Annotated in this window: 21 protein-coding genes; 15 read left to right on the top strand and 6 right to left on the bottom strand. The window is 69.3% G+C overall.

Annotated elements, in window-relative coordinates; all coding sequences use genetic code 11:
- Positions 1 to 145: 145 nt before the first annotated feature.
- Complete coding sequence (gene rarD, locus EDF19_RS06660) at positions 146 to 1108, top strand: EamA family transporter RarD (protein WP_185022720.1); 963 nt, start codon at positions 146 to 148, stop codon at positions 1106 to 1108.
- Between the two features lie 130 nt (positions 1109 to 1238).
- Here rarD and EDF19_RS06655 read toward each other — a convergent pair whose 3' ends face one another.
- Positions 1239 to 2567, bottom strand: a complete 1329-nt coding sequence (locus EDF19_RS06655; RefSeq protein WP_123680157.1) for an ABC transporter substrate-binding protein — start codon at positions 2565 to 2567, stop codon at positions 1239 to 1241.
- Positions 2568 to 2822: 255 nt separating this feature from the next.
- The gene (guaB, locus tag EDF19_RS06650) at positions 2823 to 4325 is read right to left on the bottom strand and encodes an IMP dehydrogenase (protein ID WP_123680156.1); all 1503 of its coding nucleotides are present in this window, start codon (positions 4323 to 4325) and stop codon (positions 2823 to 2825) included.
- Between the two features lie 241 nt (positions 4326 to 4566).
- Here guaB and EDF19_RS06645 point away from each other — a divergent pair, with 241 nt between their 5' ends.
- From EDF19_RS06645 to EDF19_RS06615, 7 genes are all read left to right on the top strand, one after another.
- Complete coding sequence (locus EDF19_RS06645; protein WP_260216989.1) at positions 4567 to 5961, top strand: branched-chain amino acid ABC transporter permease; 1395 nt, start codon at positions 4567 to 4569, stop codon at positions 5959 to 5961.
- A gap of 12 nt (positions 5962 to 5973) precedes the next feature.
- A complete protein-coding gene (locus tag EDF19_RS06640; protein WP_123680154.1) occupies positions 5974 to 6960 on the top strand; it encodes a branched-chain amino acid ABC transporter permease in 987 nt (328 codons plus the stop codon).
- The gene (locus EDF19_RS06635) at positions 6953 to 7855 is read left to right on the top strand and encodes an ABC transporter ATP-binding protein (RefSeq protein WP_123680153.1); all 903 of its coding nucleotides are present in this window, start codon (positions 6953 to 6955) and stop codon (positions 7853 to 7855) included. The genes EDF19_RS06640 and EDF19_RS06635 overlap by 8 nt, the downstream gene beginning before the upstream one ends.
- Positions 7852 to 8670, top strand: a complete 819-nt coding sequence (locus tag EDF19_RS06630) for an ABC transporter ATP-binding protein (protein ID WP_123680152.1) — start codon at positions 7852 to 7854, stop codon at positions 8668 to 8670. Before EDF19_RS06635 ends, EDF19_RS06630 begins: the two co-directional genes overlap by 4 nt.
- A 223-nt stretch (positions 8671 to 8893) precedes the next feature.
- Positions 8894 to 9076 carry a hypothetical protein gene (locus EDF19_RS06625; protein ID WP_123680151.1) on the top strand — a complete coding sequence of 61 codons (183 nt, stop codon included), beginning with the start codon at positions 8894 to 8896 and terminating at the stop codon, positions 9074 to 9076.
- 178 nt (positions 9077 to 9254) lie between these two features.
- The gene (locus tag EDF19_RS06620; protein ID WP_123680150.1) at positions 9255 to 10373 is read left to right on the top strand and encodes a GuaB3 family IMP dehydrogenase-related protein; all 1119 of its coding nucleotides are present in this window, start codon (positions 9255 to 9257) and stop codon (positions 10371 to 10373) included.
- Between the two features lie 65 nt (positions 10374 to 10438).
- The gene (locus EDF19_RS06615) at positions 10439 to 12352 is read left to right on the top strand and encodes a glycerol-3-phosphate dehydrogenase/oxidase (RefSeq protein WP_123680149.1); all 1914 of its coding nucleotides are present in this window, start codon (positions 10439 to 10441) and stop codon (positions 12350 to 12352) included.
- Between the two features lie 74 nt (positions 12353 to 12426).
- On the opposite strand, the gene EDF19_RS06610 is transcribed toward EDF19_RS06615, so the two are convergent.
- On the bottom strand, positions 12427 to 12930 hold the full coding sequence (locus EDF19_RS06610) for a hypothetical protein (protein ID WP_148071049.1): 504 nt from the start codon (positions 12928 to 12930) through the stop codon (positions 12427 to 12429).
- 75 nt (positions 12931 to 13005) lie between these two features.
- On the opposite strand from EDF19_RS06610, the gene EDF19_RS06605 reads away from it, so the two are divergent.
- The 5 genes from EDF19_RS06605 to guaA are packed head-to-tail and all read left to right on the top strand — an operon-like array spanning position 13006 to position 17807.
- Positions 13006 to 13536, top strand: a complete 531-nt coding sequence (locus tag EDF19_RS06605; protein WP_017885470.1) for a cation:proton antiporter regulatory subunit — start codon at positions 13006 to 13008, stop codon at positions 13534 to 13536.
- A gap of 3 nt (positions 13537 to 13539) precedes the next feature.
- On the top strand, positions 13540 to 14991 hold the full coding sequence (locus tag EDF19_RS06600; RefSeq protein ID WP_123680147.1) for a cation:proton antiporter: 1452 nt from the start codon (positions 13540 to 13542) through the stop codon (positions 14989 to 14991).
- 5 nt (positions 14992 to 14996) lie between these two features.
- Positions 14997 to 15773, top strand: a complete 777-nt coding sequence (locus EDF19_RS06595; RefSeq protein WP_123680146.1) for an SURF1 family cytochrome oxidase biogenesis protein — start codon at positions 14997 to 14999, stop codon at positions 15771 to 15773.
- A gap of 10 nt (positions 15774 to 15783) precedes the next feature.
- Positions 15784 to 16230: a DUF3817 domain-containing protein gene (locus EDF19_RS06590; RefSeq protein ID WP_071292490.1), complete on the top strand. Its 447-nt coding sequence runs from the start codon at positions 15784 to 15786 to the stop codon at positions 16228 to 16230.
- Complete coding sequence (gene guaA, locus EDF19_RS06585; protein WP_123680144.1) at positions 16227 to 17807, top strand: glutamine-hydrolyzing GMP synthase; 1581 nt, start codon at positions 16227 to 16229, stop codon at positions 17805 to 17807. Before EDF19_RS06590 ends, guaA begins: the two co-directional genes overlap by 4 nt.
- Positions 17808 to 18276: 469 nt before the next feature.
- Here guaA and EDF19_RS06580 read toward each other — a convergent pair whose 3' ends face one another.
- Both EDF19_RS06580 and EDF19_RS06575 read right to left on the bottom strand, forming a co-directional pair.
- Positions 18277 to 19137 (bottom strand): Bax inhibitor-1/YccA family protein, encoded by an 861-nt coding sequence (locus EDF19_RS06580; RefSeq protein ID WP_123680143.1) that lies wholly within the window; start codon positions 19135 to 19137, stop codon positions 18277 to 18279.
- Positions 19138 to 19168: 31 nt separating this feature from the next.
- The gene (locus EDF19_RS06575) at positions 19169 to 20143 is read right to left on the bottom strand and encodes a DUF817 domain-containing protein (protein WP_123680142.1); all 975 of its coding nucleotides are present in this window, start codon (positions 20141 to 20143) and stop codon (positions 19169 to 19171) included.
- Between the two features lie 106 nt (positions 20144 to 20249).
- On the opposite strand from EDF19_RS06575, the gene EDF19_RS06570 reads away from it, so the two are divergent.
- Positions 20250 to 21260, top strand: a complete 1011-nt coding sequence (locus tag EDF19_RS06570; RefSeq protein WP_123680141.1) for a glycerophosphodiester phosphodiesterase family protein — start codon at positions 20250 to 20252, stop codon at positions 21258 to 21260.
- A gap of 12 nt (positions 21261 to 21272) precedes the next feature.
- Positions 21273 to 23717 carry an ATP-dependent helicase gene (locus EDF19_RS06565; RefSeq protein ID WP_123680140.1) on the top strand — a complete coding sequence of 815 codons (2445 nt, stop codon included), beginning with the start codon at positions 21273 to 21275 and terminating at the stop codon, positions 23715 to 23717.
- A gap of 35 nt (positions 23718 to 23752) precedes the next feature.
- On the opposite strand, the gene EDF19_RS06560 is transcribed toward EDF19_RS06565, so the two are convergent.
- A complete protein-coding gene (locus EDF19_RS06560; RefSeq protein ID WP_123680139.1) occupies positions 23753 to 24388 on the bottom strand; it encodes a pyridoxal 5'-phosphate synthase in 636 nt (211 codons plus the stop codon).
- Positions 24389 to 24403: the final 15 nt, after the last annotated feature.

Raw genomic sequence — 24403 nt, 5'->3', positions numbered from 1 at the left:
GGGGCGTTCGTGCGTCCGGGTGTGCGTCGGCGTGCGTGCGTGCGTGCGTCCGTGCGTGCGTGCGTGCGTGCGTGCGTCGCGTCGCCGGCGTTCGGGAGGCCCGTGGTGCGTCCGGTGCGTCGGGGGTCGTTCCTAGGATGGTTCCGTGAGTGAACCGAGTCCGACGCGTCCCGTCCGCAGCGAGGCATCCGTCGGCGTGGTCCAGGCGATCATCGCGTACGGACTCTGGGGTCTCATGCCGCTGCTCTTCGCGGCGATGGCCCCCGCAGGCGCGTTCGAGATCGTCGCCTGGCGCATCGTCTTCGGCCTGGTGTTCTGCGCGATCGCGATCGCCGTCACCCGCTCCTGGCTCCGCACCCGCACGCTGATGGCCCAGCGCCGGGTGATGCTCGTGATGGGGCTCGCGGCCGTCCTCATCCTGGTGAACTGGACGGTGTACGTCCTGGCGACGACCACCGGCCACACCGTCGAGGCCGCCCTCGGCTACTTCATCAACCCGCTCGTCACGATCGCGCTCGGCGTCGTGGTGCTGCGCGAGCGGCTGCGGCCGGCGCAGTGGGCCGCGGTCGGCGTCAGCATCGTGGCGGTCGTCGTCATCGCGGTCGGCTACGGCCAGGTGCCGTGGATCTCGCTCGTGCTGGCGTTCTCGTTCGGGCTCTACGGCCTGGTGAAGAAGCGTGTCGGCGGGACCGTGGACGCACTGAGCGGCCTGACGATCGAGACCGTGTGGCTCCTGCCGATCGCGGTGGTCGCGCTGGTCGTCCTCGGCACGACGGGACTCGGCGGCGGCGTGACGTTCACGAGCGAGGGCGGCCTGCACGTCCTCGTCACCGTGCTGACGGGGCCGGCGACGGCGGTGCCGCTCCTGCTGTTCGCGTCCTCGGCGCGCCGGGTGAGCCTGTCCACGCTCGGCCTGACGCAGTACCTCGCGCCGGTGATGCAGCTGCTCGTCGGGGTCGTGGTGCAGCACGAGGAGATGTCGCCTGCGCGCTGGTTCGGCTTCGGCATCGTGTGGCTGGCGCTCGTGGTGCTGACGGCGGACTCGTTCGCTGCTGCGCGGGCGTCCCGTCGCCGCACGTTCGCCCCCACCCCGGCCGAGCCCGCCTGACGGACGCGGCCCCGGGCCTCCCGGCTGCGCCTGCCGGTCCACGTCCCCCACGTGAAAGCGACAGTCCCCCACGGAAGTTCCGCGGGGGACTGTCGCTTTCGCGAGTGGTGCTGGAGCTTCGGCCGGAGCCTTACTTCTTCACCGCGCCCTGGATGGCGCTCTGGTAGATCGGCTTGTTGTCGGCGTCGAACTTGTAGATGCCGATGTAGGCGCTCGACGGGTCGTTGTTGTCGTCGAACGGTCCGATGCCGGAGGGGCCGGTGTAGTGGATGTCCTTGCCGTCGTCGAGGAGCGCGACGCACTCCTTGAAGGTGGCGCACTCGGTGCCGCCGTCAGCACCCGACACCGCGGCCATGTTGGCCTGGATCGTGCCCGAGTCGGTGCCCTTGCCCTTCACCGCAGCGAGTGCGGCGAGGACGGTGGCGTCGTAGGACTCCGCGGCGTACGAGTAGTCGGCGAGCGTCTTGCCCGACGAGTCCTTGTAGAAGGCGGACAGCTGCTCCTTGAAGTCGTCCTTCGGCGAGGCACCGGGGATGGTGCCCTGGGCGCCGGTGAGGGTGCCCTTGTCGAAGTCCTTCGAGTAGTCCGCCGTGTTGCCGTCGGACATGTAGATCTTCGCCTTGTTCCCCTGCGAGACGAGCTCGGGGATGATCGACTTCGTCTCGTCGAAGGCCAGGACGACGATCGCGTCGGGCTTCGCCGCGAGTGCCGCCGTCACCTCGGACGAGAACGTGGTCTGTCCGGGCGGGAACTCCTCGCCCTCGCCCTTGCCGCCGTAGACGACCTGGCCACCGGAGGCCTCGACCGCAGCCTGCACGGAGTTGCGGAGGCCGGTGCCGTAGGTGTCGTTGAACACCAGGAAGGCGACCTTCGCGTTGCCGTCACCGGTCACGAGCTGCCCGAGCGCCGAACCCTGCACCGAGTCCGGCGGAGCGGTCCGGTAGTAGTACGACGAGTAGCCGGAGAGGTCGCTCGCGGTGTTCGCGGGGGAGATCTCCACGATGCAGTTGCTGGTGAGCTGGTCGATGACGTTGAGCGTCACCGACGAGGACTCGGCACCGATCGCGACCGGGACCTTGGCGTTCACGAGCTTCGTCGCGGCGGAGCTCGACACGGTCATGTCGTTGCTGTCACCCGAGTCGGTCGCGGGGTCGATCGTGACGTCCTTGTCCAGCACGCCACCCGCCGCGTTGATGTCCTTGACGGCCAGGCCGACACCGGACTCCGCCGGCGGGTTCAGATACGCCAGCGAGCCGGTGAGCGGCAGGATCGTGCCGATCTTCAGCGCGTCCGTGCTGGGGGTGTCCGGCGCCGTGCAGCTCGCGGCCGGGTCCTTCTTCGCATCGCTCGACGCCGAGCTGGAGGGAGATGCACCGCTGGTGGTGGAACACGCGGCGAGGAGGACGGCTGCTGCGCCTGCCAACGCCAGTGCCGTGGTGGCACGGGTGGTTCTGATCATCCGTGGAGCCCTTTCTCTGCGCGGAGGCTGTGCCGCTTCGGGTGAATGCGGCGCCTCCACTGGATGTCGAGAAACGTAGGGTCCGGGTGTTTCGCCCGTGTGACGGGGCGGTACGGAAAGTGTTTCGTTACCGAGCCGTGATCGTTTCTGTGCGGAGGATCAGGGATCGGGGTCGGGCGTGAACGGCGGGTGTCAGCCACGGAACGCACGAACGCCCCCGCTCCGGAGGGAGCGGGGGCGTCTCGTGGGGGTGCGTCAGCTGCGGTAGTTCGGCGCCTCGACGACCATCTGCACGTCGTGCGGGTGCGACTCCTTGAGCCCGGCCGGGGTGATCCGGACGAACTTGCCGCGTGCCTTGAGCTCCGGGACGGTCCGGCCGCCGACGTAGAACATCGACTGCCGCAGGCCGCCGACGAGCTGGTAGACGACGTTCGCGACCGAGCCGCGGTACGGCACCTGGCCCTCGATGCCCTCGGGGACGAGCTTGTCGTCGCTGGGGACGTCCGCCTGGAAGTAGCGGTCCTTCGAGTACGAGGTCTTCTTGCCGCGGGTCTGCAGCGCGCCCAGGGAGCCCATCCCGCGGTACGCCTTGAACTGCTTGCCGCCGACGAACACCAGGTCGCCGGGCGACTCGTCGGTGCCGGCCAGGAGTGAACCGAGCATGACGGTGTCGGCACCGGCCACCAGGGCCTTGGCGATGTCGCCCGAGTACTGCAGGCCGCCGTCAGCGATGACCGGCACGCCGGCCTCACGCGCGGCCAGGGAGGCCTCGTACACGGCGGTGACCTGCGGGACGCCGACACCGGCGACCACGCGGGTCGTGCAGATCGAGCCGGGTCCGACGCCGACCTTGACGGCGTCCACGCCGGCGTCGATGAGCGCCTGGGCGCCCTCACGCGTCGCGGCCTGACCGCCGATGACGTCGACCGCGGCGAACGCCGGGTCCGCCTTGAGTCGACGGACCATGTCGAGCACCCCGGCGCTGTGACCGTTCGCCGTGTCCACGACGAGCACGTCGACGCCGGCCTCGAGCAGGGCGGTGGCGCGCTCCCACGCATCGCCGAAGAAGCCGATGGCTGCACCGACGCGCAGCCGGCCCTCGTCGTCCTTCGTGGCGTCGGGGTACTGCTCGCTCTTGTCGAAGTCCTTGACGGTGATGAGGCCGCGGAGCTTGCCCTCGGCGTCGACCAGCGGCAGCTTCTCGATCTTGTGCTGCGCGAAGATCGCGATGGCTTCTTCGGGGTCGATGCCCTCCATCGCGGTGATCAGCGGCGCCTTGGTCATGACGTCGCGCACGTACGTGGAGGCCTGCTCGAACGCCGCCACGAACCGCATGTCGCGGTTCGTGATGATGCCGACGAGGGTGCCGTCGTCCTCGATCACCGGCAGGCCGGAGACGCGGAACTGTCCGCAGAGCGCGTCGACCTCGGCCACCGTGGCGTCCGGGGTGGTGGTCACCGGGTTGGTGATCATGCCCGACTCGGAGCGCTTGACCTTGTCGACGTAGGCCGCCTGGTCCTCGATCGAGAGGTTGCGGTGCAGGATCCCGATGCCACCCTGGCGGGCCATGGCGATCGCCATCCGGGCCTCGGTGACGGTGTCCATCGCTGCGGAGAGCAGCGGGACGTTGACGGAGATCCGCTTGGTGAGCCGGGACGTCGTGGACGCCTCGCTCGGGATGACGTCGGTGTGCCCGGGCAGGAGCATGACGTCGTCGTACGTGAGTCCGATGAATCCGAACGGATCCGGCTGGTCCATGGGTCCCCTTCGTGGGCGAGTGAAGTGGTCGAGACACCGAGAACGCAACGGCGGGTTCCGGATAGGACATGGTAACGCGCGTGTGCCCTCCCGCTATTCCGCGTTCCGCCCAGGGGAACGGATCGCGCCGTTCCTCCACAGACGTCACGGTTGCGCCACGACTCACAGCGGGAACGAGTTGGAAACACGGGTGTCACACAATCCCCATAGGTTCCTCGACATCCGAACGAGAGGCTCTTCCGTGGGATCCATCACTCCTCCGGGACGGGCGCAGCCGCGCCTGTTCCGCCTCCGCCGGGCTCGGCGACGACCGGTCCTGGCGGCCGTGCTCGTCGCCGCGTTCCTGGCGACCTTCCTGATCGACTGGGCGGTCACCCTGCCGGCCTTCAGTGCCACGTCGGCACCGGCGACCAGTCAGGCGTGCACCGTCAGCCCGACGAACGGGTGCATCCAGGGCACGATCACCGACTCCGAGCGTGAACCGGCCGAGGGCGTCGACGTCGACGTCGCCGGCCCCGGCTCCTTCGCCGAGACCGCCACGACGAACGCCGACGGCCGCTGGTCGGTCAGCGTCGACGAGGCCGGCGAGTACACGGTGAGCGTCGACCAGGACACCCTGCCGAAGGGCCAGTACCTGACGAACGCCGCCGACGCCGAGCGAAAGGTGCAGGCGGCGCTGAACGCCAACGTCGGGCAGATCTTCCAGCTGTCGGACCAGAAGGGCGCGACGACCTCGGCCGACACGTCGAGCGTCAGCATCCAGCGGGCCTGGCAGCAGTTCGCCTCCGGGATCCGGCTCGGCCTGCTCATCGCACTGGCGTCGATCGGCCTCTCGCTCATCTACGGCACCACCGGGCTGTCGAGCTTCTCGCACGGCGAGCAGGTCACCCTCGGCGGGCTCCTGGCCTACGTGTTCGCGAACCAGCTCGGGTGGAACATCTGGGTGACCGGCATCGTCGTCACCCTGCTCTGCGCGGCGACCGGGTACCTGCAGGACGCGGGGATCTGGCGGCCACTCCGGCGCAAGCGGATCAGCCTCACGCAGCTCATGATCGTGACGATCGGTCTGTCGATCGCCGCCCAGTACGCGTTCCAGTACTTCTTCGGTGCCTCGACGGTCCGCATCCAGCAGGGCAACCCGGAGACCATCCGGTTCGCCGGTGTCACCCTCACCGTGCAGTCCTACGTCGCGATGGGCATCGCGCTCGTGGTCCTCGTCGCGACCGGCCTGTTCCTGGCGAAGACGCGCTTCGGCCGTGCGACCCGCGCCGTGTCGGACAACCCGGCCCTCGCCGCGGCGTCCGGCATCGACGTCGACCGGGTGATCCGCTTCGTGTGGACGCTCGCCGCCGGCCTCGCAGGACTGTCCGGCGTCATGCTCGGCCTGGTCCTGAACGGTGTGAACTGGCAGACCGGCCTGCAGCTGCTCCTGCTCATGTTCGCCTCGGTCACGCTCGGCGGTCTCGGTACGGCCTACGGCGCGCTGGTCGGGTCGATGATCATCGGCGTCGTCGTCGAGCTCACGAACCTCGTGCTCCCCGGTGACTTCAAGTACGCCACCGCCCTCGTCATCCTCATCCTCATCCTGCTGTTCCGGCCGCAGGGCATCTTCGGCCGCGCCGAGCGGATCGGCTAAGGGAGCACGCGCATGGACTACATCCTCAACCTGCTGTCCTCGCTCACCCAGGAGGCACTCGCCCCGACCACGGCGGCGTTCGCGCTCGCTGCGATCGGCCTGAACGTGCACTTCGGCCTCACCGGGCTCGTGAACATGGGGCAGGCGGCGTTCCTGCTGCTCGGCGCCTACGGCTTCGCGATCTCGATCACGAACGGGCTGCCGTTCGTGATGGCCGTGCTCATCGCCCTGCTCGTCGCGATCGTCTTCGCGATCATCCTCGGCATCCCGACCCTGCGGCTCCGCGGCGACTACCTGGCGATCGTCACGATCTCCGGCGCGGAGATCATCCGGATGGTCGGACGCTCGAGCCTGCTCACCACGACCACCGGCGGCTCGAACGGCATCACCGGCTCGAGCTACCGCGACCCGTTCAACGCGCTCAGCCCCCTGCCCGACGGCACCACCACGATCCTGTGGTTCACGTACGCCAACAACGGCGTCAACGGCTGGTGGATCCGCATCGCGGCGTGGGGCATGGTGGCCCTGTTCACCCTCGTGCTCTTCCTGCTCATGCGCAGCCCGTGGGGCCGCGTCGTGAAGGCCATCCGCGAGGACGAGGACGCTGTCCGCTCGCTCGGCAAGAACGTCTACTCGTACAAGATGCAGGCGCTCGTGTTCGGCGGGGCGCTCGGAGGGCTCGCCGGCATCATCTACGTGCTGCCGAGTTCCGTGCAACCGGACGCGATGGGCCGGTCGATGACGTTCTTCATCTGGACGGCACTCATCCTCGGTGGCGCCGCGACGGTGTTCGGTCCGGTGCTCGGCTCGGTGCTGTTCTTCGTCGTCCGGCTCTTCATCCGCACCCTGGCCGGCGACTTCATCCCCGACTCGATCATGAACGCGCAACAGGCAGAGCAGTTCTCCTACGTGCTCGTCGGCGTCGCGCTCATGCTCCTCATCGTGTTCCGTCCACAGGGCTTGCTCGGCAACAAGAAGGAGCTGACGTTCAGTGTCTGAGACCTACGGCCACCCCAAGGCCGACCCGATCCTCACCGTCGACACCGTCACCCGGCACTTCGGCGGCATGACCGCGGTCGACGTCGACCACCTCGAGGTCCAGCGCGGCTCGATCACGGCCCTCATCGGCCCGAACGGTGCCGGCAAGACGACGTTCTTCAACCTGCTGACGGGCTTCGACAAGCCGAGCGCGGGTGCGCGGACGCAGTTCAACGGCGCCACCCTGCAGAAGACCAGCGCCACCCACATCGCGAACAAGGGCATGGTCCGCACCTTCCAGCTCACGAAGGCGCTCTCGCGACTCACCGTCATGCAGAACATGCTGCTCGGCGCCAGGGACCAGCCGGGGGAGAACTTCTTCGCCGCGCTGATCAAGCCGATCTGGTCCAAGCGCGAGCAGGAGATCACGGCGAAGGCCGAGGACCTCCTGGCCCGCTTCAAGCTCGACGACAAGGCCGACGACTACGCCGGGTCGCTGTCCGGCGGGCAGCGGAAGCTGCTCGAGATGGCCAGGGCGCTGATGTCCGACCCGACGATGATCATGCTCGACGAGCCGATGGCGGGCGTGAACCCCGCGCTCACCCAGTCGCTGCTCGGGCACATCCAGTCCCTCCGTGACGACGGCATGACCGTGCTCTTCGTCGAGCACGACATGCACATGGTCCGGCACATCTCGGACTGGGTCGTGGTGATGGCCGAGGGCAAGGTCGTCGCCGAGGGCCCGGCGGACACCGTGATGGACGACCAGGCGGTCATCGACGCGTACCTGGGTGCGCACCACGACACCGACCTGGGCGACGACTCGCTCCTCACCGAGGAGACCTTCGAGGAACTGGCCGAGGAAGTCGCGGAAGAAGACGCGGCGGACGCAGCAGCAGAGGAGAAGACCCGATGACGGACGCAGTCGACCCCACCAACGCGAGCAGCGCCTCCAGTCCGGAAGCGCCGAAGGCGAGCACCGCCACGCTGGAACGCGAGCCGGTGCTGAGCGCGAAGAACCTCGTCGCCGGGTACCTGCCGGGGGTGAACATCCTGAACGGCTGCGACCTGGACTGCTACCCCGGCGAGCTGATCGGCATCATCGGGCCGAACGGTGCGGGCAAGTCGACGCTCCTCAAGGCCCTGTTCGGCCTGGTGTCCATCCGCGAGGGCAGCGTGACCCTGCAGGGCGAGGACATCACGAACCTCAAGGCGAACAAGCTCGTGCAGGCCGGCGTCGGCTTCGTCCCGCAGACGAACAACGTCTTCCCGTCGCTGTCCATCGAGGAGAACCTGCAGATGGGGCTGTACCTCCGGCCCCGGAAGTTCGCGGAGCGGCTCGAGGTCATCTACGACCTGTTCCCGGTCCTCGCGCAGCGGCGGAACCAGCGGGCCGGGTCGCTCTCCGGTGGTGAACGGCAGTCGGTCGCGATGGCCCGTGCGCTGATGATGGACCCGAAGGTGCTGCTGCTCGACGAGCCGAGCGCCGGCCTGTCCCCGGTGCGGCAGGACGAGACGTTCCTGCGGACCCGCCGGATCAACAAGGCCGGTGTGTCGATCGTCATGGTGGAGCAGAACGCGCGACGCTGTCTGCAGATCTGCGATCGTGGGTACGTGCTCGACCAGGGGAGGAACGCGTACTCGGGCACGGGGAAGGAGCTCGCGGACGACCCGAAGGTCATCGAGCTGTACCTGGGGACGCTCGCCAAGGACGTCGACGCGGGGCGCTAGCGCTCGGCGTCGATGAGGTGTCGACGCGGGGCGCTAGCGCTCGCGTCGGCTGCGGGTACCGCTGTGGGGGTGGTATCCGCGACGGGTGGGGTCGTGCGTGGTCGCTTCGCGCCGCACGGCCCCACTCCTGTGCGCAGGCGCGCGTGTCGCGTCAGCGCGTGGTCGGTTCGCGGTCGGCCAGGAGGCGCGGATCACCTCCCACGCACTCGGTATCGTTTCGCAGGTGCGCAGTCCCGGACCCCTCGTGCTCGACGCCCTCGTCTGGCTGGTGTTCGCCGCGCTGTTCGTCGGCGCCGCACTGCTGGTGAAGGTGGCTGCTGCGCTCCTGGGCGTCCTCGTGGTGCTCTCGCTGCTGCTCGGCCTCGTGCTGCGCGCGCTCCGGAAACGCCGTACTCGTCGACCGTGACGGTGCGGGGTTCCGCGCACGGTGCGACCCGCGCGGCCTCGCACGGAGCACGGAACCTCGCACCGTGCGAGCCAGCACCGCACCCCACCGCACCTCGCACCGTGCGAGCCGGCACCCCGCCGCGCCCCGCACCGTCCGGCCCGTGCACGCCGCCGGACCCGCCCGGTAGGCTGTCCTGGTGAGCGAAGTCGAGATCGGTGCAGGCAAGCGCGGACGTCGGGCGTACGCGTTCGACGACATCGCAGTGGTCCCCTCGCGACGGACGCGTGACCCGCGCGACGTCAGCGTGCAGTGGTCGATCGACGCGTTCACCTTCGAGTCGCCGATCCTCTCGGCGCCGATGGACTCCGTGTCCTCGCCCGCCACGGTGATCCAGATGGGCAAGCTCGGCGTCCTGGGGGTGCTCGACCTCGAGGGGCTGTGGACCCGGTACGAGGACCCGACGCCCTACTACGACGAGATCAAGTCGCTGACCGACGGCAACGTCACGAAGCGCATGCAGGAGATCTACTCCGAGCCGATCAAGGCCGAGCTGATCACCGCGCGCCTCGCCGAGATCCGCGCTGCCGGTGTCCCGGTCGCAGGCTCGCTCAGCCCGCAGCGCACGCAGGAGTTCTCCAAGACGGTCGTCGACGCCGGTGTCGACCTGTTCGTCATCCGCGGCACCACGGTCTCGGCGGAGCACGTCTCCCAGACCGAGGAACCCCTCAACCTCAAGAAGTTCATCTACGAGCTCGACGTCCCGGTGATCGTGGGCGGTGCCTCGACCTACACGTCGGCACTGCACCTCATGCGCACCGGTGCCGCGGGTGTCCTCGTCGGGTTCGGTGGCGGCGCTGCGTCGACCACGCGCGCGGCCCTGGGCATCCACGCGCCGATGGCGACCGCGGTGGCCGACGTCGCCGGTGCCCGTCGTGACTACCTCGACGAGTCCGGCGGGCGCTACGTGCACGTCATCGCCGACGGCGGTCTCGACACCGCCGGTGACATCGTCAAGGCGATCGCCACGGGTGCCGACGCGGTCATGCTCGGCACGGCGCTGGCCCGCGCGACCGAGGCACCCGGTGGCGGTTTCCACTGGGGTGCCGAGGCGCACCACCCGGAGCTGCCCCGCGGCCGCCGGGTCGAGGTCGGCACGATCGCCCCGCTCGAGAACGTCCTGCACGGCCCGACCCCGACGTACGACGGCCGGGCGAACCTCGTCGGTGCACTGCGCCGATCGATGGCGACGACCGGATACTCCGACGTCAAGGAGTTCCAGCGAGTAGAAGTGGTCGTGGCGCCGTACCACCAGTAGTGACGGTGGCACCCGTGCAGCGTCGTGGGTGACGCCTCGGCGCCGACCGTGACACGGAGGCGACGATGGCGAAGACGAGCACCACGAGCACCACGAGCACCACGAGCGCGACCAGGCCCGCACGCGCGGACGACCGGTCGGACGGAACGGACCCGGGGGTGGGGTTCGATCCCTCCGCGAAGCTCGGCCCAGACGAACGTGCGGCCGCGATCGAGACGTTCAAGACGAAGGAGCTCGACGTCCTGGTCGTCGGCGGTGGCATCGTCGGCGCGGGCAGTGCGCTCGACGCCGTCACCCGCGGCTTGAGCGTGGGGATCGTCGAGGCCCGCGACTGGGGTTCCGGCACCTCGAGCCGGTCGTCGAAGCTCGTGCACGGCGGCATCCGGTACCTGGAGCAGCTGAACTTCGGCCTCGTCCGCGAGGCCCTCATCGAGCGCGGTCTGCTCCTGCAGCGGATCGCCCCGCACCTGGTGAAGCCGGTGCGCTTCCTCTACCCGCTCAACCACCGGGTGTGGGAGCGCTTCTACATCGGCATCGGCATGGCGATGTACGACGCGTTCAGCTGGTCCGGCGGCCGTCCGCCCGGCGTCCCGCACCACCGGCACCTCAGCCGGACGCAGGTGCTCCGCTCGATGCCGTCGCTCAAGAAGGACGCCTTCGTCGGCGGCATGACCTACTACGACGCCCAGGTCGACGACGCCCGGTACGTGGCCGCACTGGTCCGCACGGCCGCGTCGTACGGTGCGCACGCCGCGAGCCGCATCCGGATCGAGGGGTTCGTCAAGGTCGGTGAGCGGGTCGTCGGGGCGAAGGCGCACGACATCCAGACCGGCGAGCGGTTCGAGATCCGCGCGAAGCAGGTCGTCAACGCGACGGGTGTGTGGACGGACGACACCCAGGCGATGGTCGGCACCCGCGGGCAGTTCAAGGTCCGGGCGTCGAAGGGCGTGCACCTCGTCATCCCGCGCGACCGGTTCCAGTCGAACATGGGCATGATCCTCCGCACCGAGAAGAGCGTGCTGTTCGTGATCCCGTGGGGCCGGCACTGGCTCGTCGGCACGACCGACACCGACTGGTACCTCGACAAGGCACACCCCGCGGCGACCGCGGCGGACATCGACTACATCCTCGAGCACATCAACAAGGTGCTCCGGGTCCCGCTCACCCGCGAGGACGTCGAGGGTGTCTACGCCGGCCTCCGTCCGTTGCTCGCGGGGGAGTCCGACCAGACCTCGAAGCTCAGCCGCGAGCACGTCGTCGCGCACACCGCTCCCGGGCTCGTCGTGGTCGCCGGTGGCAAGTGGACGACGTACCGCGTGATGGGCAAGGACGCCATCGACGAGGCCGTCGCGGCGATGGACGGCAAGATCCCGGCGTCGACGACCGAGGACATCCCGCTGCTCGGTGCGGAGGGCTACCCCGCCGCGTGGAACCGCCGCGGCCGTACCGCCAGGTCGTCGGGGCTGCACAAGGTCCGGATCGAGCACCTGCTCAACCGGTACGGCACCCTGGCGACGGAGATCCTGCAGCTCGTCGAACAGGACCCGTTCCTCGCCGAGCCGCTGCCCGGCGCGGACGACTACATCGGTGCCGAGGTGGTCTACGCGGCCTCGCACGAGGGCGCCCTGCACCTGGAGGACGTCCTCGCCCGCCGCACCCGCATCTCGATCGAGGCCTGGGACCGTGGCGAGTCGGCGGCTCCGGTCGCCGCGCGGCTGATGGCCGACGTCCTCGGCTGGGACCTCGAGACGACGGAGCACGAGGTGTCGAACTACCTCAAGCGCGTCGCCGCCGAGCGTGAGTCGCAGCTGCAGCCCGACGACGCGAGCGCGGACCGCGTCCGCCTCGAGGCCCCGGACATCGCGTTCGGCTTCGACGAGGACGACGTCGTCGTCGACGGCGGACGCAGCAGCGGCGCGGAGGGCGCGAAGGCGTCCGACGAGCAGGTGGTGGGGGAGAAGACGAGCGAGCCGGAGTAGCGACCCGCGTTGCGGGCGCAGCCACGGGCCTCTCCCCACCGGGAACACCGGACTGGAGGCCCGTGCTGCGTCCGTCAGGCGGCCAGCGTCCCCGAGGCGGTCCGGCGCACGTGCCCCGCCCGGCCGAGTACGAGCACGAACGTCAGCGCGACCAGCGCGATCACACTCGTGACGTAGAGGACACCGGCCCAGATGGTGTGGTCACCGCCGCCGACGCCGTAGCCGTCGGCGACGTCCATGCCGAGTGCGAACCCGCTCCAGAACGACGCAGGGCCGCCCATCACGAGCACGGCGAGCAGCACCGCGACGACGACGTGGGTCGCCGCCCGTGTGGCGAGCAGCAGCGCCGAGAGCACCGCGGCCAGGACGACGCCGAAGGCGGCGATCCCGATCACGACCGCGATGTCGGTCTGCACCCGGAACCCCTGCGCCTCGAGGTGCCGGTGGATCGCGTCGAGTGACTGCCCCGGCACCGCTCCGAGCGGATCCAGCACGAGTGCGTTCACCGCGAGCAGTGCTGCGTAGACGGCCACGACCAGGACCCCGACCCCGGCCACGACGATGCGTGTTCTCCCCATCCACGGAACTGTAGCGAGCGGAATGCACCGGCGCCCCTGGTGGTTATCATCGGGGTACTCGAAAAGGGAGCCATCATGGTCGACGTCCATCGCGTCAAACTCCCCGGAGTCGGCGTGCTGCACAGCTTCTACACCGACGACGGTGGCAAGTGCGGTGTCATCACGCACCGGTCGGGTCACTCCGACCTCATCTCGTTCGCCGACGTCTCCGACGGCGCGGACAAGTCCGAGAAGGTCTCGCTGCGCCTCAGCGAGGACGAGGCGCACACCCTCGCCGAACTCCTGGGCGGTACCCGGATCACCGAGGGCCTCGACAAGCTCGACGAGATCCCCGGACTGTCCATCGACTGGTTCTCGGTCGACTACGACGACGCGATCGCCGGCAAGCCGCTCGGTGACCTGCACGACTCCGGCTTCATCGGCCTGACCGTCGTGGCCGTGGTCCGCGGCGACAGTGCCAACCCGGCCCCCTCGTCGGACTTCGTCGTCTTCCCCGGTGACACCATCGTCGTCGCCGGTTCCCCCGAGAAGGTCGCCAAGGCCTTCTCCTTCTACCGCAGCGGAGAGCTTGCGGCCGCATCGGCCGAGGCCCCGCGGAAGAGCTAGCGCATGCACCTGGGCGGTGAACTGCTCACCATCGGTGTGCTGTTCGTCATCGCCTACGTGCTCGGGCGGCTCGGCAAGACCATCGGTCTGCCGGCCATCCCGATCTACATGGTCGTCGGGCTCATCGCGAGCCCGCACACCCCGTGGATCGGGTTGAACGTCGAGTCCCACACGATCGAGCTCATCGCGACCTTCGGGCTCATCCTGCTGCTGTTCAACCTCGGGTTGGAGTTCGACCAAGAGGAGTTCTACGGCAACGCCGGGAAGCTCCTGGTCTCCGGCGGGACCTACGTCGTCATCAACATGGGCGTCGGTTTCGCGTTCGGGTTCTCGCTCGGCTGGGGGACCCGAGAGGCCCTGATCATCGCCGGCATGACGGCGACCTCGTCGAGCGCGATCGTCACGAAGCTCCTCATCGAGCTCCGGCGACTCGCGAACGACGAGACCCCGATGATCCTGGGCGTCACGGTCATCGAGGACGTCTTCATCGCCATCTACCTGGCGATCGTCTCGGTCGTGCTGTCCGGCGACACCAACGCGTGGGCCGTCGTCGGCAAGCTCGCGCTCGCGTTCGGCTTCCTCATCGTGATGTTCACGCTCGCCCGGTTCGCCGGCAAGTGGGTCTCGAAGATCTTCGCGACGCGTGACGACGAACTCTTCACGGTGCTGTTCTTCGGGCTCGCCGTGATGTTCGGTGGCATCGGCGACCTGCTCGGCGTGACCGACGCCATCGGCGCGTTCGTCATCGGCCTGCTCTGCGGTGCCACCCGGTACCGCGACCGCATCGAACAGCTCGCCCTGCCGATGCGCGACGTCTTCGCAGCGTTCTTCTTCGTGAACTTCGGGCTCGGCCTCGACCTGTCGACCTTCGGCGAGGTGCTCTGGCCGGTCCTCGGCGCGATCGGCATGACGGTCGTGCTCAACGCGATCGCCGGGCAGATCGTCGCCCGCATGAACGGCTTCAACGTCCAGCAGGGGATCAACACCTCGGTGATCCTGGTGAACCGTGGCGAGTTCGCACTGATCCTCGCGACGCTGTCGGCCGCCGCCGGGCTCGAGGCGCGGATCACCGCGTTCGCAGGCCTCTACGTCCTCGTCATGGCGATCCTCGGGCCCCTGCTCGCGGTCAACTCGGACCGGATCGGCCGCCTCGTGGTGCGCCCCGCCCGCCTCGTCCGCCTGCGCGGACGACTCGGCGGTCGTCGCGCCGTCGCCGCGGCTGCCGCCGCCGAAGCAGCAGAGGCCGCAGATGCCGAAGCAGCCTCCGCCGCCGCGGTCCGCCGCGCCGAGCGGGACCGGCAGTTCGCGGAGGAGTTCGCCCTCGTGGAGGCCGCTGGCAGGGACGAGCAGGAGAATGGTTCACCGGAGGCGACCGACGAGCCCGTCACGTCGCCCGTCGAGATCCCCACCGAGCGTCCCGAACGCCCGGTCCGACAGCGCGATCCGGAGTACTGATACGAATGTGGGCCGTTGCCCGACGACCGAGGTGGATCGCGCTGCTCCTGCTGGCGCTCGTGCTCGCGGCGGTGTTCGCCGGGCTGGGCAAGTGGCAGCTCGAGCGGTCGATCGCCAACGGCAAGCCACTGCCGGCGACCACCGAGACCCGCAAGACGCTCGAGGCGGTGACCAAGCCGGAGACCCCGGTCAGCGAGACGATCGCCGGCCAGAAGGTCACGGTCACCGGGACCTTCGTCGCCGGTGACACCACCGTCCTGACCGGCCGCACCGGGGGTGGGACGTACCAGACCGTGGGTCACTTGGTGGACTCGGATGGTGGGGCGAGCCTCCCGGTCGTCATCGGGTGGTCCGACCAGCGGTCGGCCGCCGTCGCCGGTGGTGACCGCCTGGCGGACGGCCAGACGATCACGGTCGAGGGCCGGTACTACCCGGCCGAGTCGCCCGACCAGGACACCTACAAGCAGGCCGAGTACTCGGCCGTCGCACCCGCACGGTTCGTGAACACGTGGAAGGCGTTCGACGACCGGATGTACCTCGGGTACGTCGTCGCCGACGGCACCACCGCGCAGGCCGCCGACCTCGGCACCATCGCGGACCGGGCCCCCTCGCGCGAGGTCCAGTTCGACTGGCTCAACCTGTTCTACGCGATCGAGTGGGTCGTCTTCGCCGGGTTCGCCGTCTTCCTCTGGTACCGGTTCGTGAAGGACGCCTGGGAGCGCGAGCAAGAGGACGAGCGCGATGCAGCCCTCGCCGCCGAAGCCGCTGCGCTCCGACGGTAGGATGGCCGATATGGCTCTGACCGTCCGAACCCGCGACATCCCGAAGATCCCGGGTGCGGTGAAGTGGTACCGCGTCTCCGCGTACATCACCGGTGTGCTCCTGCTGGCCCTCGTGATCGAGGTCATCATCAAGTACACGCCGCTCCAGCTCGAGATGCAGCTCGGCAACGGCCCGTTCTTCGTGCCGAACGGCACGGCCGGCGAAGCACCCGGCACGTTCAACCTGTCGATCGCGATCCTCATCGCCCACGGCTGGCTGTACGTCCTCTACCTCTTCACGGACTTCCGTCTGTGGAGCATCATGCGCTGGAGGCCCTCCCGCTTCCTGCTCATCGCCCTCGGCGGCATCATCCCGTTCATGTCCTTCGTGGTCGAACACCGGATGCAGCAGAAGGCCATGGACACCTACCACGAGCTGACCGCTGCCCAGCAGCGTGAGAAGGAGGCCGCTCGGTGAGCGAGACCGAACAGCGTCCCGTCCTCGTCGTCGACTTCGGGGCCCAGTACGCGCAGCTCATCGCGCGTCGGGTCCGTGAAGCGAACGTCTACAGCGAGATCGTCCCGCACAACATCACCGCGGACGAGATCCGCGCGAAGGACCCGGCAGCGATCGTGCTGTCCGGTGGTCCGTCGTCCGTGTACGAAGAAGGGGCACCGTCGCTCGACGGCGAGATCCTCGACCTCGGCGTCCCCGTGCTCGGCATCTGCTACGGCTTCCAGGCCATGGCGACCGCCCTCGGTGGCGAGGTCGCGAACACCGGCCTGCGCGAGTACGGCGCGACGTCCGTCGACGTCAGCGGGACCGACAGCGTCCTGCTCGGCGGCCAGCCGTCGGACCAGGTGACGTGGATGTCGCACGGCGACTCCGTGGCCAAGGCACCCGAGGGCTTCGAGGTCCTCGCATCGAGCGCCTCGACCCCCGTCGCCGCCTTCGCGTCCGACGAGCGGAAGCTCTACGGCGTGCAGTGGCACCCCGAGGTGAAGCACTCCGTACACGGCCAGGCCGTCCTGGAGAACTTCCTGCACCGCGCCGCGGGTCTGCCCGGCGACTGGAACTCGAGCAACGTCATCGACGAGCAGGTCGCACGGATCCAGGCTCAGGTCGGGTCGAACCGCGTCATCGCCGGGCTGTCCGGTGGTGTCGACTCCGCCGTCGCCGCAGCCATCGTGCACAAGGCCGTCGGTGACCAGCTCACCTGCGTCTTCGTCGACCACGGGCTCCTCCGCGCCGACGAGCGCAAGCAGGTGGAAGAGGACTACGTCGCCTCCACCGGTGTGCGGCTCATCACGATCGACGCCGAGCAGCAGTTCCTCGACGCCCTCGCCGGCGTGAGCGACCCCGAGCAGAAGCGCAAGATCATCGGGCGCGAGTTCATCCGCACGTTCGAGGCCGCGGCCGAGGCGCTCGTGCTCGAGGCGCGCGGGGACGGTGACGACGGCGAGGTCAAGTTCCTCGTGCAGGGCACGCTCTACCCCGACGTCGTCGAGTCCGGCGGCGGAGCGGGTACCGCGAACATCAAGTCGCACCACAACGTGGGTGGCCTGCCCGAGGACATGACCTTCGAACTCGTCGAGCCGCTCCGCGCGCTCTTCAAGGACGAGGTCCGTGCCGTCGGCCGCGAGCTCGGTCTGCCCGAGGTCATCGTCGGCCGCCAGCCGTTCCCCGGACCGGGGCTCGGCATCCGCATCGTGGGTTCGGTCGACAAGCAGCGGCTCGAGCTGCTCCGCGCTGCCGACAAGATCGCGCGCGAGGAACTCTCCGCAGCGGGCCTCGACGGGGAGATCTGGCAGTGCCCGGTCGTCCTGCTCGCCGACGTCCGCTCCGTGGGCGTCCAGGGTGACGGCCGCACGTACGGGCACCCGATCGTGCTCCGTCCGGTCTCGTCCGAGGACGCCATGACCGCGGACTGGACACGCCTGCCGTACGACGTGCTCGCGAAGATCTCGAACCGCATCACCAACGAGGTGCCCGACGTCAACCGGGTCGTGCTCGACGTCACGTCGAAGCCGCCGGGGACGATCGAGTGGGAGTAGTTCTCCTGCGCTGAAGGCCCGGTACGCGTCACGCGTGCCGGGCCTTCGTGCGTCCGGGGGCGGTGCTGCCGGGGGCGTGGGCGTGGGTGCGTGGGTGCTGCCGGGGGCGTGGGCGTGCATGCTGCCGGGGAGGGCGGCGGTGCGGTACTGGTGTCCGTCGAGTGGTCACAACACCCCGCGGGGCAGTGCGGTACTGGTGTCCGTCGAGTGGTCACAACACCCCGCGGGCCCGGTGCCGAGTGGTCACGAAGTGTCGGCTGGCGCCGGTGCGGGCAACCCTTTGTGACCACTCGGCGGGCGACCGGCGGGGTGTTACGACCACTGGGACCACCCCACCCCTACCCCCACCCCTACCCCCACGCCCACCCCCGCCCCCGCTGTCGCCACCCACCGGCCCGGGAACCGCCCACCGGCCCGGGAACGACGAAGGGCCCCGGCGGTGCCGGGGCCCTTCGGGTGTTCGGGGGAACTAGTTGCGCTGGCTGCTCGCGATGATGGCGAGGATGCGCAGGATCTCGAGGTAGAGCCACACGAGCGTCACGATGAGGCCGAACGCTGCGGTCCACGAGTAGATCCGGGGGGCGCCACGCTGGACGCCGGTCTTGATCTGGTCGAAGTCGAGGACCAGCGAGTACGCGGCCATGATGACCACGAAGATGCCGATGAGGACGCCGAGCGGGATGCCGAAGACCGTGATGCCCAGGGCGCCGAAGGCCGTGTCCGTGACGCCGGTCCACATCAGGATCAGGTTCACGATCGAGAACGCCATGTACCCGACCATCGCGATGATGAAGAACCGCGTCGCCTTCGGGGTCGCACGGATCTTGCCCGAGCTGAACAGCGCCAGGGTGATGCCGAACACCGCGAGGGTGCCGAACACCGCCTGCGTGACGATGCCGCCCCACATCGAGTTGTAGACACCGGAGATGCCACCGACGAACAGGCCCTGTGCGAAGGAGTACGTCAGGATCAGACCCGGCGACGGCTTCTTCTTGAAGGTGTTGACGAGGGCCAGGACGAACCCGACGACCGCGCCGACGATCCAGACGATCGGGGGCAGGTTCCAGCCGGCCACCGCACCGACGATCAGCACGCCGAAGGCGAGGAGCGTCTTGACGATGGTGTCCTCGTACGACATGCGGTCCGTGTCGACGGTGGAGGCCGCCGGACGGTCGTACATGTACTGCAGCTGCTCGGGGGTCATCCCGCCCTGCGCCTGCTTCGGGGTCTGTCCCCAGCCGGCCTGCTGCTGACCAGCGCCGGCGCCCCAGGCGTTTCGGCCCTGGTCGTTGAAGGCGGGGGACTGGTCGAAACCGGGCTTGAAGGCCATGGTGTCCTCTTCCTTGGAGATTCGAGTCCTCTCAGCCTAGGTGCGCGTCGTGGCGAAAGGCTGAGGATTCGCGGCGAGCGGACGCGGACCCGGAGGGCCCTGACGAGGGAAGCGTATGGGCGAGGGCTGCGCGTACGCCTCGAACTCGTCGGAAGTCTGCCGGGACCGCCGGGTAGACCCAGGTCACGAGGGCGACCGAGATCGTCATGAGCAGGAACCACGCGACGATCTTCGTCGGGGCGACCGGCTGCCAGACCGCGAGCTGCGCCGGGTAGCTCCACGCGCCGGCCCAGGTCGCGACGTTCTCCGCCAGCCAGATGAACACCGCGACGAGCCCCATGGCGAGCAGCACCGGCATCCGCACGGTGGCCCGGTGGATGCGGACGTGCATGGTGGTCCTGGCGAACAGGATCACCACGAGGGCCAGCAGGACCCATCGTGCGTCCCAGGTGAAGTGGTGCCCGAAGAAGTTCAGGTACACGCCGGCCGACACGAGCGCGAGCCGCCGCTGCCGCGGGTACCGGTCGAACCGCAGGTCGAACAGGCGGTACACCCGGACCATGTAGGACCCGACTGCGCCGTACATGAACCCGGAGAACAGCGGGACCCCGGCGACGGCGAGCACACCACCGTCGTCGTAGGTCCACGACCCCATGTGCGTCTTGAAGACCTCCATCACGGTGCCGACGACGTGGAAGAGGAGCACGACGCGGAGCTCCCGGACCGTCTCGAGGCCGAACACGAGCATCCCCACCTGCAGCAGCACGGCGACGATCGTCAGGACGTCGTTCCGGGACCCCTCCGGGACGGTGAGGTGCACGACGGCCATGGCACCGAGCAGCAGCGCGCCGAACGTGCACGCCCAGGCCTGCTTCGCGCCGAAGACCAGGAACTCCGTGACGAAGACCCGGACGGGCCGGTGCGGTTGGTGGCCGGCGTCGAGCACACGGCGGGCGGCTCGGTCGATCCGGGCCTCGACGGCGGTGGAGAGCGAACGGACGGTCATGCGGCGATGGTCAGCGCCGATGCTGGGAACGATCGTCCCCGGGGGCGCGCATGTGTCCCGCGACACAGGACGGCCCACGGTCACCACCGGCCAGTAGGGTCGCGCCATGACCCTCGTGATCGCCCACCGTGGTGCGTCCGGCTACCGTCCCGAGCACTCGCGGAGCGCGTACGAGCTCGCGATCGAGCTCGGGGCCGACGCGATCGAGCCGGACCTGGTGCCCACGAAGGACGGCGTGCTGGTGCTCCGGCACGAGAACGAGGTCTCCGGCACGACCGACGTCGCCGATCACCCCGAGTTCCGGCACCTGCGGACGACGAAGACGATCGACGGGCAGACGATCACGGGGTGGTTCACCGAGGACTTCACCTGGGACGAGCTGCGGACGCTCCGGACCCGCGAACGCCTGCCCGCCCTGCGCCCGGGATCGGCGGAGCACGACGGCGAGGAACCGATCCTCCGTCTCGAGGACCTGCTCGCGATCCTCGATGCGGCTCCTCGGCCGGTCGGCCTGGTCGCCGAGGTCAAGCACGCGGCGTTCTTCGGACGCGCCGGCTTCGCGATGGACGAACTCGTCGACCGCACGCTCGGTGACGCCGGCTGGCGCGGCGACGACCGGCTCACCATCGAGTGCTTCGAGAAGACCGTGCTCCGCCTCCTGCGCGAGCGTCGCACGGGTGGTCGGCTGGTGTACCTCCAGGAGGCCCGTGGCAGCGCCGCCGACGAGGTCGCGTCCCACGGGTCGCTCGCCCCCACCTACGCCGCGGAGCGCTCCGAGGACGCGCTCGCGTCGTTCGCGACGGAGTTCCACGGCATCAGCGTCGACCTCGGGACGCTCATGGCCGGCGTGGACAGCGTCGCGCTCGAGGACCCGACGCCGGTCCGGAGCCCGATCGTCGACCGCGCGCACGAGGTCGGTCTGGCGGCGTACACCTGGACCCTCCGACCGGAGAACCGGTTCCTGCCGGCGCCGCTCCGACGCGGCGGTGAGGTCGCGGCGTTCGGCGACTGGGAGCGCTGGTTCACGTCGATCATCAGGACCGGTGTCGACGGGGTGTTCGCGGACCACACCGACCTGGCCGTGCTCGCCAGGTCGGCTGTCGGGGGTCCCGCCTAGACTGTCCCGGACATGACGATCGTGCTCGACCCCTTCGATTCGACGCCCGAGCCGGGCGCCGGTGCCCGCGCGTACGAAGACCCGTTCACCGCGGGTCTGAACCCCCAGCAGAAGGAAGCCGTCGAGTACCGCGGCGAGTCCCTGCTGATCGTGGCCGGAGCCGGTTCCGGCAAGACGAGTGTGCTCACGCGGCGCATCGCCCTGCTGCTCGCCAACCGTGAGGCCTGGCCGTCGCAGATCCTGGCGATCACGTTCACGAACAAGGCCGCAGCCGAGATGCGCGAGCGCGTCCGGGCCCTGGTCGGCGGCGAGTCCGACGGCATGTGGATCTCGACCTTCCACTCGGCGTGCGTGCGGATCCTCCGGCGGGAAGCCGAGCGGTTCGGGTTCGCGCAGTCGTTCACGATCTACGACTCCGCCGATTCGAAGGCACTGCTCAAGCGGATCATCAAGGACCTCGAGGCGGACACGCTCGGGCTGACCGTCGGTGCCGCGGCGTCGAAGATCTCCAAGCTCAAGAACGAGCTGCAGGACATCGACTCGTACGCCCGCAACATCAACGTGAACGACCCGCAGGAAGTCATGTTCACCGAGGTCTTCCGGCGCTACACGAACGACCTGCGCCGGGCGAACGCCTTCGACTTCGACGACCTCATCGGTCAGACGGTCTTCCTGTTCCGGGCGTTCCCCGAGGTCGCGGCGCTCTACCAGCGGCGATTCCGCTTCATCCTGGTCGACGAGTACCAGGACACGAACCACGCGCAGTACTCCCTGATCCGCGAACTGACCCGCCCGGTGCCGGTCGAGCAGGTCGACAAGCTCGAGGACTCCGGGCAGCACGTCGCCCGCATGCGGGAGCGCGACGGGTCGATCGCCGGGGCGTCCCTGACCGTCGTCGGAGACTCCGACCAGTCGATCTACGCGTTCCGCGGGGCCGACATCCGCAACATCGTCGAGTTCGAGCGCGACTTCCCGAACTCCAAGGTCATCCTGCTCGAGCAGAACTACCGCTCGACGCAGACGATCCTCGACGCTGCGAACGCGGTCATCGCGAACAACTTCGACCGCCAGGCGAAGAACCTGTTCACCGACGTCGGTGCCGGCGAGAAGATCGTCGGCTTCACCGGGTACACCGGCCACGACGAAGCCCAGTTCGTCGCGGACGAGATCCAGCGCCTGCGTGAGGACGGCATGGACTACCGCGACATGGCGGTGTTCTACCGGACGAACTCGCAGACCCGTGCGCTGGAGGAGATCTTCATCCGCGCCGCGATCCCGTACCGGGTGCTCGGCGGCACGAAGTTCTACGAGCGCGCCGAGATCAAGGACGCGATGGCGTACCTGATCACCGTCGCGAACCCGGCCGACCCGATGGCCCTGCGCCGGGTGCTCAACGTGCCGAAGCGCGGTATCGGCTCCGTGACCGAGACGACGCTGCAGCGCTACGCCGACGAGCACGAGACGACGATGCGCGACGCCCTGCGGCACGCCGACGAGCTCGGCTTCGGCCCGAAGGTACGCAACGCGATCACGGCGTTCGCGGCGCTGCTCGACTCCGTGTCCGAGAAGGCGCAGACGCAGCCGGTCGTCGACACCCTGACGCAGCTGCTCGACGGCTCGGGGCTGCTCGAGAACCTCCGGAAGTCGCCGGACGCGCAGGACGCCGCCCGCGCCGACAACATCGACGAGCTCGTCGCCGTCACGCGCGAGTTCCAGAAGAACAACCCCGAGGGCACCCTGACGGACTTCCTGACCGAGGTCTCGCTGGTCGCCGCGGCGGACGAGCTCGACGACTCGTCCGGGACGGTGTCGCTCATGACGCTGCACACGGCGAAGGGCCTCGAGTACGAAGCCGTGTTCCTCACGGGCGTCGAGGAAGACCTGCTGCCGCACCGGATGTCCGCGAACGAGCCGGGCGGCCCGTCGGAGGAACGCCGACTGTTCTACGTCGGCATCACCCGCGCGAAGAAGGTCCTGTTCCTCTCGCTCGCCATGACCCGCGCGCAGTTCGGCGACGTCAACGTGGCGATGCCGTCGCGCTTCCTGCAGGAGATCCCCGAGGGGCTCATCGAGTGGAAGCAGTCGCCTGGCATGGCGAACAGCCGTGGTGGCACGCAGCCCCGGGCGCTGAACGCCAAGCGCGAGGGCGGCATCGGCGGCGGTGGCGGTGGGGGCTACCGCGGTGGGGGTGGTTGGGGCGGCGGCTCGTACGACCGCGCGGCTGCTGCGTCGAAGACCCGCCCGAAGACCGAGTGGGCCAACCGGGTGTCCGGCCAGGTCCGCGACAACGGGGACATGGAACTCGTCGCCGGTGACCGGATCAAGCACGTCGACTTCGGCGAGGGCACGGTGTCGGCGGTGACCGGTCAGGGCGCGAAGCGCATCGCGGAGATCGCGTTCGACTCCGCTGGTCGCAAGAAGCTGCTCATCAAGATCGCCCCGATCGAGAAGCTCTAGCCACACCCACCAGGCCCCGGCCCGGCCGGGGACCGCTACGGCTGCAGGCGCGTGGCCGACCAGGCGCCGTCGGCGAGCACGTACTGCAGGCGTCGGTGCATCCGGTCGCGACTGCCGTGCCAGAACTCCACGACGTCGGGCTCGAGCCGCCACGCCACCCAGCCGGCGGGCCGCGGTACGGCGTCGTCGGACTCGTCGAGCAGCACGTTCGCGTCGTCGATCAGGTCCTGCAGGGTCCGGGGCTCGAGCACGGCGGACTGGTCGGCGATCGCGGTCGCTGCGCGGGACTTCGGCGAGCGGTCGGCGAACAGGGCATCGGACTCGTCGTCGGAGAGCTGCACCGCGCGGCCCTCGAAGCGGAGCTGCTGCATGGTCTCGCGCCAGTACACCTGCAGCGCCGCGTGCGGGTTCTCGGCGAGCTGGCGCCCCTTCGGGCTGAGGGTGGAGGTCCCGAAGACCAGCCCTCGGTCGTCGAGCCGCTTGACGTCCACCGTTCGGGCGCTGACCCGGCCGTCCGACCCGGCGGTGGCGAGCGTCATCGACCTGGGCTCGGAGACCTCCCGCTCGTCCGCGGCGTCGAGCCACTGCTGAGCGAGGTCGAGCGGCGACTCCGGGGGTGCGTCGAACTCGGGCAGGTGCAGGGAGTCGTCACCGGACAGGGAGGAGGACATGCCCCCACCCAACCG

The sequence above is a fragment of the Curtobacterium sp. PhB115 genome, from assembly GCF_003752025.1.
GTDB lineage: Bacteria > Actinomycetota > Actinomycetes > Actinomycetales > Microbacteriaceae > Curtobacterium.
Note: the sequence above shows the minus strand (reverse complement) of the source record. Positions and strands in the feature narration are given on the sequence as shown.